The organism is Micromonospora sp. NBC_00421, assembly GCF_036017915.1.
In the GTDB taxonomy this organism is placed as follows: Bacteria; Actinomycetota; Actinomycetes; order Mycobacteriales; family Micromonosporaceae; genus Micromonospora.
The window spans coordinates 4,467,877-4,478,955 of sequence record NZ_CP107929.1 but is presented as its reverse complement, the minus strand read 5'-3'; the positions used below and the strand labels follow the sequence as shown (position 1 = coordinate 4,478,955).

Below are 11,079 nucleotides of genomic sequence, written 5' to 3'. Positions count from 1 at the left end.
GGCCCCTGCCGGTGGTGCGGTAGGGGCTCTGTCGTGTGTCAGGCGGCGGCAGCGACCCGGTCGCGCCGGCACGTCTTGCATTCGCGCCGCGCGTAGCCCTTCGCGGTCCGCCGGGTGTATGTGTTCGCCGGCGTGTACTCGTGGCCCTGCGGGCAGCAGGTCTTCGCCGCGTTGTGGTGCGGCATCGTGTGGCGGCTGCGCAGCAGGTTGTCCCGCTGCGTCACCGCCTCCAGGTGCGCCGGGTTGACGCACAGCCGGTGCCGGCAGCCGACCCCACCGGGGCAGGTCGTGTCGGCGTTGTGGCAGGTGTGGTCGACGTGCAGGCCCTCGGGGATCGGCCGGACCATCAGCTCGTAGGCCACCCGGTGGGCACCCTCGGCCTGCTTGCCGAACCGGCCGTAGCCGTCCTGGTCGCTGCTGCCGCGCCAGAGCCAGCAGCCCTCGGGGCCGGCCGTGCTGTCGACCTGGGTGATGAAGGCGCGAAGCCGGCGCCGGTCGATGGTGATCACGCCGCACGCCCCAACGGACCATTGAGGGCCGGTTCGGGAGTGGCGAGCTGATCGATCTGTGCAACCTGCTCGGCGGTGAACCGGACGAGCCGACCGCCGGGCAGTCGGGTGAACGGGATCTCGCGCCGCTTGACGCGGATCTTCACCCACTCCTTGGACACGCCGTACCGGTCGGCGAGCTGCTGCATGTTGAGGAACGCCTGCCCGCTCATGCCGCAGCCTTCAGCAGGGTTCGGCGCTGCCGGGGACCGGTGAGCCGGAGCGTCCGGCAGATCCGGGCGTACACGGGCGGGGAGACGCGGGGGCGGTCACCCCGCTCGACCTGGGACAGGTATTGGAGGCTGATATCGCAGCTCGCGGCGAACTCGGCCAGCGTTTCGCCCCTGAGCTGGCGAAGCTCTCTGAGCTTCGCGCCGTCGATTTCGACGGCGGCGGGCCGTGGGTTCATCATGCGGCAACTCTAGCCACATTCAGCAGGGTTCCGCAACGCATGATGCTGAACTCTGCTGAATTCGGTCGAACGGTCAGGTGTCGTGCAACGTACGGCTATGATCAGCCGGATTCCGCTGGCACACTGTGCCGCATGGATGAACTGGGTCAGCGCGAACGGCTGGCGAATCTGATCAGGACCAGACGTCTGGAGCGCGGTCTCAGTGCCAGCAAGGCCGCTCAGGCAGCAGGTATAGACAGGGCTACCTGGTCTAACGCGGAAACAGGTGCCCGCCGCACCGCCGAGCACAACTACGCCGGTATCGAGCGCGCACTCGGCTGGCAGCCAGGGAGCATCGACGCGATCCTGGCTGGAGGCGAGCCGACCACCGAGCCGGCAGACCCGGTCATCCTCGATGAGGAGATCCATCTTGTGCGGACGGACCCTCAGCTCACCGAGGAGATGCGCGAGAGGATCATCGCGCTCATCCTCGAACGTCGAGAGCGCGACAAGGCCGCAGCCCTGGAGGACACTCGACGGATGATCGACCTGTTCCGACGAGGCTGACCGCAGCGTGTGGATCGAGAAGAACGGCCCGACCTACCGCATCAGGGACCTGGTGGGAGGCAAGAAGGTCACCCTGGAGAAGGGGTGGCCCAACAAGACCTCGGCCAAGAAGCGGCTTACCACTCTGCAAGCCGACCGGTTACGCGGCGACTTCATCGACCCTCGGGCCGGGAAGCTCACTGTTGCCGAGTGGGTGGGGCAGTGGTGGCCGGGCCACGAGACCGGGCTTAAGCCGACCAGCCGCCAGTCGGAGGGCTCCCGGGTGCGCATGCACATCGTGCCGCTGCTCGGACACCTCGCCCTGGACGAGGTTGACAACCTGGCCATCCAAGCGTGGATCAGCAAGCTGATGGCCGGCTTGCCGGATCTCGAACGGCCGGGCAAGTGGGCGCGCCGCCCGCTGTCGGCGAAGACCACCCGGTCGTGCCACGGACTGCTACACAGCCTGATGAAGGCGGCCGTGCAGGCCAGGAAGATCCGCACCAATCCGTGCGGGGACACGAAGCTGCCCGAGCTGGTGCCCCGGGAGATGCGGTTCCTGACCGAGCCCGAGGTGGGCCGGCTGCACGCCGCGGTGCCGGAGCACTGGCGGCCCCTGGTGCTGCTGCTCGTGTCGACCGGGCTGCGGTGGGGCGAGGCAGTGGGACTGCAGCTCAAGAACCTTGACGTGCTCGGCGGTCGGCTGACCGTCGTCCGGGCGATGCACGAGATGTCCGACGGGTCGCTCATCTTCGGCACGCCGAAGACCGCGAGGGGCCGACGAACGGTGACGTTCACACCGAAGGTCGCGCAGGCGCTGGCGCCGCTGGTCGTCGACAAGGGGCGCGACGAGTTGGTATTCGCCACGCCGACGGGCAAGCCGGTGCGGTCACGGAACTTCCGGCGGGGCTGGCTGGAATGGACGTCGGCGGCCGGGTTCGGCGGGTTGCGCATCCACGACCTGCGGCACACCCAGGCGGCGTGGTTGATCTCGGCGAACGTGCCGCTGTCGGCCATCTCCCAGCGCCTCGGGCACAGCTCCATCGCGGTCACGGACGGGATCTACGGCCACCTGCTACCGCAGGTCGACGCCGGAATCCTGAGAGCGGTCGCAGAGGCGCTGGAGCACATCGACCCGGACGCGCTTGCGGCGGAGATGAGCGAAGAGACCGCGGGCGAGATCCTGACGGAGGAGGCTGGGGACGTAGGGGAGAGGTAGGGGAAACGGTCTACCCCGCGATACCCGCTGATACCCAACGCACCCCCTCCCGTGCAGGTCAGCAGCGGTGTCGGCCCCCTGACCAGGCTGCCCAGGCGAGTTCAATTCCCATCAGTCACCCGTTTGGTGGATCTCTTCCGCCGCACTCAGGCCTCCTCTTCCGAGGGGGCCTGAGTCGTTTCCGGGGCCGGGTCTGGGGTGACTCGGGCCTGCGCCACCCCAGACGCACACCGGCCCCCGCCAGGTGGCGAGGGCCGGTTGGATGGTCTTTCGGAGCGTCGTCAGGTGGTCTGTCGGAGCGTCCCGGAGGGGTCAGGTCGTCGGCTCGGCGCTCGGCGTCCCGGAGGCGTCGTCGGGGCTGGCGTCGGCGTCCGGCTGCCCGGCGTCCGGGTCGTACGGCAGGGCGCTGCCCTTGACGTACTCGTCCCAGCTCATGTTCCAGTCGGTCCAGCCGTTGCCGTTCTGGAGCTTGCGTTCGGTGCCCTTGACCGTGATCGGGTCACCGATCTTCGTGTTGGCGAACAGCCAGGCACCGTCCTTCATCGACACGTTCACGCAGCCGTGCGAGACGTTCGTGGTGCCCTGCTGCCCCTCCGACCAGGGGGCGGCGTGGATGAACTCGCCACCCCAGGTGAGCCGCTGGGCATAGTCGATCTTGGTGCGGTAGCCCTCCTCGGGGCCCAGCTCCGCCATGGTGTCGAAAACCGTCTTGCGGAGCTTCTCGATCACCACCATCGTGCCGCTGGACGAGGGGGTGCTCTTCTTGCCCAGGCTGACCAGGACGGTCTTGACGACCTTGCCGTCCCTGGTGACAGTCATCTTCTTCGTCTTGTTGTCGACCTGCATCACCACCGCCGGGCCGATCTTGATGTCCACGCTGAGGTCGGACCGGCCGTACCAGCCGCCGCCCATCGGCACCCCGGCGGCCTGCACCCGGTACGACACAGTGGTGCCCGACTTCCAGAACTCCTTCGGCCGGTAGCGGACCTCGGTGGGGCTGACCCAGTGCCACACGCCCTCCTGGGCCGGGGTGCTGGTGACAGTCATCCGGCGCTGCACGTCGTCGCGGTAGTCCTCCGGGATGTCCCGGCCGAACTTCACGATCAGCGGCATGCCCACGCCGACCACCTGGTTGTCGCCCAGGAAGCTGGTGACCCGTACCTGTTTGTCCGGCTTGGCCATCACGGTGAAGGCGCTGGTCGCCGTCGCCGCCTTGCCGTCGTCGCCGGTCGCCGTCACGGTCGCGGTGTACTTCCCGCCGTACTCCAGGGCGGTGGCGGGCAGCCAGCTCGCGCCGTCCGCGGCGAGCCTGCCCTCGACGGCCTTACCAGCAGCGTCGGTGAGCGCGACGGTGGTGTCCTTGGCGTCCTTGGCGGTGAAGACGATGCCGGTGGAGGCCGGGACGTCGGTGGCGTCGGCCTTCGGTTCGGTGATCGTCGCGGTGGCCTTCGGCGCGCTCTCCTCGCCGCCGCCGTGCCAGCTCGACGGCTTGTCGCCGCCGGAGCCGGTGCAGGCGGAGGTGAGGGCCAGCGCCGCGGCGAGGACCCCCGCCGCGAGCACCCGGCGGCGACCGGTACGCCCGGTCAGGTGGTCCTGGACAACTCGCATGATTCCCTCACAGTCGTGGTCCCCGATATCCCATCGTCCCTCACTGACGCGCCGCAACGCCCGTCGGTTGCGAAGGGTGAACTGAAACACGCCGCCGAGCGGGGTACGACGACGGCGCGTCACCGGCCCACGTCGGTCCGGGGCGGCGCGGACCGCGCCGCCCCGGACCGACGGTCAGACCAGTGGGCCCGAGCCGCCCTGCGGAACCGGCGACGCGCTGCCCTTGACGAACTCCGCCCAGGTCAGGCTCCACGCCGTCCAGCCATTGCCCGCTTCGAGCTTGCGGGGGGTGCCCGTGACCGTGATCGGGTCACCGACCTTCGTCTGCGCGAAGAGCCACCGGCCCATCGCCATCGAGACGTTGACGCAGCCGTGCGAGACGTTCCGCCGGCCCTGCACCCCCTCCGACCACGGAGCCGCGTGGATGTACTCGCCACCCCAGGTCAGCCGCTGGGCGAAATCGATCTCGGTGCGGTACTGGTTCGCCGGGTCCGGCTCGTCCATGGTGTCGAAGACGGTCTTCTCCTTCTTCTCCATCACCACCATCGTGCCGCTGGACGAGGGAGTGCTCTTCTTCCCCAGGCTGACCGGCAGCGTCTTGACCAACTGGCCGCCCTGGAAGACCTGCATCTGCTTGGTGGCGTTGTCCACCTTCATCTCGAAGGACCGCCCGATCTTGGCGGTCGCCGACCGGTCGACGTTGCCGTACCGGCCGTTGCTCAACGGAATCCCGGCCAGCGCGATCCGGACGCTCAACGTCGTCCCCGGCTGCCAGTACTCCGGCGCCCGGTAGTACGCCTGGGTGCCACTGGAGACCCAGTGCCAGGCCCCCGGCTGCGGCGGGTCCGTCTTGACGAACATCCGCTTCTGGACGGCCGCCCGGTCCTTCTTCGGGATGCCCGGACTGAACTCGGCCACCACCGGCATGGCCACGCCGTACGTCCGGTCGTCGAAGAGATACAGGCCGGAGCCGATCATCGAGCTCGGCTTGGCCATCGTGGTGAACGTGCTCACCCCCTGCCGGGGCTGGCCGTCCGCGCCGGTGCCGGTCACCGTGGCCTTGTACTTGGTGCTGTACTTCAGGGCCGACGACGGCACCCAGGAACTGCCGTCCAGCCGCATCCTGCCGTCGACCTGCTTGCCGTCACCCGTGGTGAGGGTGACCGAGGAGACCTTCCCGCCGCCCGGAAGGCTGGCGCTGATCTCGGTGCTGACCGGCCTGCTCTTCGCGCCGTCGGCCGGGCTGACCGCCAGGTCGGCGGCCGTCGGCGTCGATGACGTCGTCCCGTCGGACTGCGTCGGGGTCACCGCCTCGGCGCTCGACGAGGTCTCGGTGCCGCCGACGAACTCGGCTTCCTTCTTATTCGGGTCGCCGCCGCACCCGGCCAGTGCCAGCGACGCCGCCAGGACTAGAGCGCCCGCCATCGCCCCGCCCCGCGTTAACCTGCCCATCCCCACCTCTGTTCTCGCGTACCTGGCGGACATCGTGCCCCATCCCGGCCACCGGCTCGATCCCGCGCGGCGTTCAGTGGGAGAGTTGGTAGCTTTTGCCCGTTAAGCTCGACCGAAGAGGGGAGCCGGGTAGCGGATTGGAACCCCGCTCATGGCCCGTGCTAAGGTTCTCTCCGTTGCCAACGAGCGCCGCTAGCTCAACTGGCAGAGCAGCGGACTCTTAATCCGCGGGTTCGGGGTTCGAGTCCCTGGCGGCGCACCACCAAAGAAGGCTCTGACCTGGGGTTTCACCCTGGTTCGGAGCCTTTTGGCGTTTCTGCCGGTGGTTCGGTGTCTCGGTGGGTGCTCGGGAGCCGTTGGACCGTTCCGGCTTCCGCTAGACGGGTGGCGTCAGTGGAGAGATGGATCAACTGCCTGGCGGGTGGCGTCGGTCATGTCTGCGTCGGCGGGTCCGGCTTGCCAGGTACCTCGTTGTGCGGCTAAAACCGCAACCGGGTACTTTTCGTGACTATTAGTGATCTTGGGTGCCGACAGGGGCAAGTCGTGCGTCAGATCGTACGTAGGTCGGTGCGGGCTGTTCTGCTGGATGAGGACGACCGTCTCGTGTTGATCAAGCGAATCAAGCTCGGCCAGGTGACGTACTGGACGACGCCAGGTGGCGGTCTGGAGTCGACGGATGTCTCCCTGGAGGCGGCGCTTCGCCGCGAGTTGCACGAGGAACTCGGTGCCGAGGCGGACCCGTTCACCCACGTGTTCCTGTTCACCGCCTCCGCTGGTGAGGGCGTTTTCGTCCAGCACTTCTTGAACTGCGGCCCGACTCCAAGGCCACGACCATCGCGTACGGCCAGCCCGGGGCCATGACCATCTGGTCCTTCCCGCGCCCATAGGTGTGGCACAGGATCCGCTGCGGCGAGGTATGTGTGTGTCCGGCCGCAGCCAGCAGGGTGATGTCGACCGCCAGCACGAGACGCCCGTCAGCCGCCTGCGGCAGCGGCACCCCGGCGACAGCGGTACGCAACCGGTCGATGTCCAGCAGCCCGCATGCGAGGGGCGTCATACAACGCTCGTGACCGCAACGGTGCTCAAGGTGGTCGTGGGTTGCCCTCGGCATACTGGCTGGATCTCATCGCCGGCCCCCAGCACCCACCGGCACGTGGAAGGTCGAGCGATGAAACGATCTACGCATGGAGGCGCGCAAGAACCCGGAGTACCTGAAGGCCCTGGTGGCGGCGGTTACCGACTTCCGCGAAGCGCTGGTGGCGTTTCTGGAACTCCACGTGAGCAATGGCGAGCCTGGTGGGCTCGGTGGTGTAGCGCGGGGCGTTGCCCCGGCTGTACTGCGACGTGACGGTGCGGACCCGCAAGAGATCGCTCGGCGCCATTCCCGTGTTTCCCGGGCCGCAGGGCTTGCCGCCGCTGCTGTGCCGCTGACGCACGTGGCTGTCATGGTGCAGGGCTTCGGCGCGGTCGATCCGATCTCCGCTTGGCAGACGATCACGCGCCCCAAGCCGCTTCTGGAAGCGGTTGACGTCTTGGACGCCTGCGATCAGGCCCTCGGGCGGCTGGAGGGCTTGGTCCTGCAGGCGGAGGCGGAGCGTCCTCCGGCCGTCGGTGCCGAGGCGATGCACCCACTGGTGTGGGGTTCTGCCTCACGGCTGTGGCGGGACGGCCATTTTCGGGAGGCCGTGGCGGCAGCGGCAGAGGCGGTTGTCCTGATGGTTAAGACCCGGACCCGGCGCAACGACATCGCCGAGGCCGCGCTGTGGCAGGAGGCGTTCTCAAACAAGGAACCCGAGCCCGGCAAGCCCCGACTGCGCTGGCCAGGAGATCCGGAGAGCCGTGACGTCGGCACCATGAACAGCGGCCTGCGGTTCTTCGCGCCGGGCGTACAGATGACCATCCGCAATACCGTCTCCCACGGTGTGGGGCAGCTCGGGGAACAAGCCGCAGTAGAGCGGCTCGCCGCGCTGAGTCTGCTGGCTCGATGGGTCGACGAATGCGACTTGATCGAGGCCGCACCTCAAGAAAGCGGCGAATAGGCCAGCGTCTGCCCTAAAGGACCGTGCAAATCGGTACGCGGATGTTCGGTGGGGGTCGGTACGGTACCCGGCATGCCTCACCCGCTGCTGGCCCTGGCCGATGAGTTCGTCGACCTGCCGGATCTGATCTGCCCGACGTGCCGGATCGGGCATCTGACCGCACCGAAGCAGTGGGTGACCGGCGGAGACGCAGCGACGACCGAGGCACAGCGCCAGGGAGCTGATGACTTCGACCCTGACTGGATCACCAGCGTTTTCACCGGGATCTTGAAGTGCCCACGCGACACCTGCCAAGAGAGGGTTGCCGTCACCGGTGCCTGGCGCGTCGCGATGCCTCCGGACGGGACGGGCCCATACCTTGACGTGGTGCGGTTGACCTACGCGCGGCCGGCGCTGACCCTGGTTAATCGCCCGCTCGGTACACCCGACCCTGTGACGACGGCCTGCCGCGCCGCTGCGGAGATCGTGTGGGTCGATCCGTCTGATGCCGCGAACAGGCTCCGGGTCGTCGTCGAGGAACTACTGACCGCACAGGGCGTTCCACAGACGGCCAGTACGCGCAGTCCCGGCGGGAACCGTCGGCGGATCAAGACCCACGACCGGATCGAAATTCTCGCCAAACGGAAGCCGAGTAACTGCTCCTAACTCTTTGAGCGTTGGAGTCGGCGCCAGCAGATGATGGCGCAGGCGAGGGTGAGGAAGGCTCCGTGAATGTCGTCGCGGATCTCCCAGCGGATGCGGAGGCGGCGGAACCAGTGCAGTAGAGCGATGGTCTGCTCGACGACCCAGCGTCGGGTGCCGAGTCCGGAGCCGTGTCCCGTGCCGCGTCGGCCGATGACCGGTGTAATGCCCTTGGCGCGGAGTTGGCGGCGGTAGCAGTCGTAGTCGTAGCCGCGGTCGGCGTAGAGCCGCGCCGGCCGCTGTCGTGGTCGGCCTCGGGTGCCTCTGACCGGTGGGATCTTGTCGACCAGGGGCAGAGCTGGGTGACGTCGTGGCGGTTGCCGCCGGTCAGCGCCGTGGCGAGGGGGATGCCGCCCGCGTCGGTGATGACGTGGTGTTTCGAGCCTGGTTTGCGGCGGTCGACCGGGCTCGGACCGGTTTTGGGCCGCCCTTGAGCGCCCGGACGTGGGAGCCGTCGATCACCGCCCGGGACATGTCCAGTTGCCCGGTGGCCCCGAGCTTGCCGAGCAGGATCTCGTGCAATTGCTGCCACACGCCGGCGTCGTTCCAGTCTCGCAACCTGCGCCAGCAGGTCATCCCTGAGCCGAAGCCGAGTTCCTGGGGCGGGTACTCCCATGGAATCGCGGTGTAGAGCACGAACAGGATCCCGCAGAGCACCTGGCGATGGTCCAAGGGCTTCCGCCCGGGGTAGCGGTACCGGCGAGGCGGGCGGGGTGGCAGCAGCGGTTCGACCTCGGCCCGCAACTCGTCCGAGACGATCCACGGCGGCTGCGCACCCCTCCTCACGTTCAGACAGAACGATCCTCACGTCCGCCTGGTAACGCCCAACCTCATTGAGTTAGGAGTAGTTAGGAACGGCCGGAGGTGAACTGCCAATTTCTGTCGGCAACCAGACTGAAGTCCTCGCTCGGGTATCCGTGGTTGGCTGGATGGTTGCTCTGCTGATCTGAGTCGTCGATGTCCGGTCAGCGGCTACGGCGCTACTTTCGTCGGGCAGTCATGATGCCTGGGGAGAGCAATGGGATATCGCTTCAACGCGCCGCCGAACTGGCCGACGCCGCCTGCTGGGTGGATGCCGCCTACGGGTTGGACTCCGGATCCTGCCTGGGGCCCTCCGCCGTCGGGGTGGCAGCTGTGGATTCCGGACTTGCCGGCTCCGGCACAGGCGGCATCCTTTACGGCCGCCGCGCAGGATGCTGGTGCTCCTGCCGTCGTCCCGCCGCAGCGTAACGGGAGTCCGGATATTCCTCTGTTCGGTGCTCGGGGCAAGGCGCGTGAACTGGCCGTGGAGAATGCGCAGCTCCGCAGCGAGCTGGACCAGTTGCGCGTCGAGCTGACGGGCTTGAGGGCGGAGATGTCACGGCTCGGTGTGCTGTCAGCGATGGAGTTGGAGCAGCACCGGGACCGGCTGACCCGTGAGGTTGCCGACCTGACAGCCAAGGGCGGGGCGCGGAAGGTCGAGCTCGATCGGCATCTGCGCGAGCTCCGGCAGCAGATTGTGGTTACTGAGGAGACGGCACTGCTGCAGGAAGCCGGTGTCTATCGGTATCGGCATCCCCTGTCGGACGCGGTCGCCTATCAGAGTCAGCTCAGCCGGCTTCAGGACCAGATCAAGGCGATGACCAAGAAGGACGGGGGCGCGGTCAAGGCCGCCACCGGATGGACGGTCAACGGCTCGGCCGCCGAGGGGCGGGTCATGGTCCGGGATTTCTCCAAGCTGATGCTCCGTGCCTACAACGCCGAGGCGGACAATCTGGTTCGCGGGTTGAAGCCGTACAAGCTCGACTCGGCTGTGGACCGGCTGGGGAAGGTGACGGTCACCATTGCCAAGCTCGGTAAGACGATGCAGATCCGGATTGCCGGGGAGTACCACCGCCTGCGGGTCAAGGAGTTGGAACTCACCGCCGACTACCAGGAGAAGTTGGCCGAGGAGAAGGAGCGGGACCGGGAGGAGAAGGCCCGGCTGCGCGAGGAGCGACGCGCGCAGCAGGAGATCGAACGCGAACGCGCCCGGCTCGACAAGGAACGCCAGCACTACGCCAACGCCCTGGCCGCTTTGCAGGCCAAGGGTGATGCCGATGGGGCCGCCCAGATGCAGGACCGGTTGGCCCAGATCGACACCGCGATCCAGGACGTGGACCATCGGGCCGCCAACGTCCGGGCGGGCTACGTGTACGTGATCTCCAACCTCGGCGCGTTCGGCGAGAAGATGGTCAAGGTCGGCATGACCCGTCGCCTAGACCCGCTGGACCGGGTGCGCGAACTCAGTGACGCCTCGGTGCCCTTCAACTTCGATGTGCACGCCCTGTTCTTCTCCGACGACGCTGTCGGTATCGAGGCGCAGATGCACGCACGGCTGGCTGACCGGCGGGTCAACCTGGTCAACCACCGTCGCGAGTTCTTCTACGCCACGCCGGAGGAGGCCAAGGAACACCTGCTGGCGTTGACTGGCAGCCTGCTGCAGTACGAGCAGGTCCCGGAAGCCCTGGAGTACCGGCAGAGCCTCACCCAGGCCCAGGAGAAGCCGGTAAAGACCACATGAAATGCAGAGGTGGGGCGGCGGGCACCTGCTGAGCCGGCGGGTCCAACGGATCA

At 67.7% G+C, this 11,079-nt stretch carries 11 protein-coding genes, 1 tRNA gene and 2 pseudogenes; 7 read left to right on the top strand and 7 right to left on the bottom strand.

The features are described from left to right. Positions 1–38: 38 nt before the first annotated feature. From OHQ87_RS18490 to OHQ87_RS18480, 3 genes are read right to left on the bottom strand one after another with little or no spacing between them, the layout of a single operon-like run. Positions 39–509, bottom strand: coding sequence for an HNH endonuclease signature motif containing protein (locus OHQ87_RS18490; protein WP_328339463.1), 471 nt, complete (start codon positions 507–509; stop codon positions 39–41). Next, the gene (locus OHQ87_RS18485) at positions 506–721 is read right to left on the bottom strand and encodes a hypothetical protein (RefSeq protein WP_328339461.1); all 216 of its coding nucleotides are present in this window, start codon (positions 719–721) and stop codon (positions 506–508) included. The genes OHQ87_RS18490 and OHQ87_RS18485 overlap by 4 nt, the downstream gene beginning before the upstream one ends. Further along, a complete protein-coding gene (locus tag OHQ87_RS18480) occupies positions 718–960 on the bottom strand; it encodes a helix-turn-helix domain-containing protein (RefSeq protein WP_328339459.1) in 243 nt (80 codons plus the stop codon). Before OHQ87_RS18480 ends, OHQ87_RS18485 begins: the two co-directional genes overlap by 4 nt. A gap of 132 nt (positions 961–1,092) precedes the next feature. On the opposite strand from OHQ87_RS18480, the gene OHQ87_RS18475 reads away from it, so the two are divergent. Together OHQ87_RS18475 and OHQ87_RS18470 are read left to right on the top strand one after the other, a co-directional pair. Continuing rightward, entirely contained in the window at positions 1,093–1,506 is a 414-nt protein-coding gene (locus tag OHQ87_RS18475; protein WP_328339457.1) for a helix-turn-helix domain-containing protein, read from the top strand. Positions 1,507–1,513: 7 nt separating this feature from the next. After that, a complete protein-coding gene (locus OHQ87_RS18470) occupies positions 1,514–2,704 on the top strand; it encodes a tyrosine-type recombinase/integrase (protein WP_328339455.1) in 1,191 nt (396 codons plus the stop codon). Positions 2,705–3,016: 312 nt separating this feature from the next. Here OHQ87_RS18470 and OHQ87_RS18465 read toward each other — a convergent pair whose 3' ends face one another. Further along, positions 3,017–4,312 carry a L,D-transpeptidase gene (locus OHQ87_RS18465; RefSeq protein WP_328339453.1) on the bottom strand — a complete coding sequence of 432 codons (1,296 nt, stop codon included), beginning with the start codon at positions 4,310–4,312 and terminating at the stop codon, positions 3,017–3,019. Between the two features lie 174 nt (positions 4,313–4,486). Further along, a complete protein-coding gene (locus OHQ87_RS18460; protein WP_328339451.1) occupies positions 4,487–5,764 on the bottom strand; it encodes a L,D-transpeptidase in 1,278 nt (425 codons plus the stop codon). Positions 5,765–5,950: 186 nt separating this feature from the next. On the opposite strand from OHQ87_RS18460, the gene OHQ87_RS18455 reads away from it, so the two are divergent. Together OHQ87_RS18455 and OHQ87_RS18450 are read left to right on the top strand one after the other, a co-directional pair. Next, positions 5,951–6,026: transfer RNA gene (locus OHQ87_RS18455), tRNA-Lys, on the top strand. A 281-nt stretch (positions 6,027–6,307) separates the two neighbouring features. Continuing rightward, positions 6,308–6,565: pseudogene (locus OHQ87_RS18450) on the top strand (NUDIX domain-containing protein); the annotation flags it as partial. Here OHQ87_RS18450 and OHQ87_RS18445 read toward each other — a convergent pair. After that, positions 6,525–6,821 (bottom strand): transposase, encoded by a 297-nt coding sequence (locus OHQ87_RS18445; RefSeq protein WP_442930520.1) that lies wholly within the window; start codon positions 6,819–6,821, stop codon positions 6,525–6,527. The pseudogene OHQ87_RS18450 and the gene OHQ87_RS18445 overlap by 41 nt on opposite strands. Positions 6,822–6,948: 127 nt before the next feature. Between OHQ87_RS18445 and OHQ87_RS18440 the strand changes: the two genes are divergently transcribed. Both OHQ87_RS18440 and OHQ87_RS18435 read left to right on the top strand, forming a co-directional pair. Then, complete coding sequence (locus OHQ87_RS18440; RefSeq protein ID WP_328339449.1) at positions 6,949–7,803, top strand: TIGR02391 family protein; 855 nt, start codon at positions 6,949–6,951, stop codon at positions 7,801–7,803. Between the two features lie 72 nt (positions 7,804–7,875). Beyond that, a complete protein-coding gene (locus OHQ87_RS18435) occupies positions 7,876–8,448 on the top strand; it encodes a hypothetical protein (protein WP_328339447.1) in 573 nt (190 codons plus the stop codon). On the opposite strand, the pseudogene OHQ87_RS18430 reads toward OHQ87_RS18435, so the two are convergent. Continuing rightward, positions 8,445–9,243 (bottom strand): annotated as a pseudogene (locus OHQ87_RS18430) (IS5 family transposase). The gene OHQ87_RS18435 and the pseudogene OHQ87_RS18430 overlap by 4 nt on opposite strands. 388 nt (positions 9,244–9,631) lie before the next feature. Here OHQ87_RS18430 and OHQ87_RS18425 point away from each other — a divergent pair. Beyond that, entirely contained in the window at positions 9,632–11,026 is a 1,395-nt protein-coding gene (locus OHQ87_RS18425) for a DUF4041 domain-containing protein (RefSeq protein ID WP_328339445.1), read from the top strand. Positions 11,027–11,079: the final 53 nt, after the last annotated feature.

Bases quoted from the DNA above. Each gene is read 5' to 3' on its own strand.
- OHQ87_RS18475 (WP_328339457.1), top strand. From the start codon at position 1,093: ATGGATGAACTGGGTCAGCGCGAACGGCTGGCGAATCTGATCAGGACC.
- OHQ87_RS18435 (WP_328339447.1), top strand. From the start codon at position 7,876: ATGCCTCACCCGCTGCTGGCCCTGGCCGATGAGTTCGTCGACCTGCCG.
- OHQ87_RS18480 (WP_328339459.1), bottom strand. From the start codon at position 960: ATGATGAACCCACGGCCCGCCGCCGTCGAAATCGACGGCGCGAAGCTC.
- OHQ87_RS18460 (WP_328339451.1), bottom strand. From the start codon at position 5,764: ATGGGCAGGTTAACGCGGGGCGGGGCGATGGCGGGCGCTCTAGTCCTG.
- OHQ87_RS18440 (WP_328339449.1), top strand. From the start codon at position 6,949: ATGGAGGCGCGCAAGAACCCGGAGTACCTGAAGGCCCTGGTGGCGGCG.
- OHQ87_RS18465 (WP_328339453.1), bottom strand. From the start codon at position 4,312: ATGCGAGTTGTCCAGGACCACCTGACCGGGCGTACCGGTCGCCGCCGG.
- OHQ87_RS18445 (WP_442930520.1), bottom strand. From the start codon at position 6,821: ATGACGCCCCTCGCATGCGGGCTGCTGGACATCGACCGGTTGCGTACC.
- OHQ87_RS18485 (WP_328339461.1), bottom strand. From the start codon at position 721: ATGAGCGGGCAGGCGTTCCTCAACATGCAGCAGCTCGCCGACCGGTAC.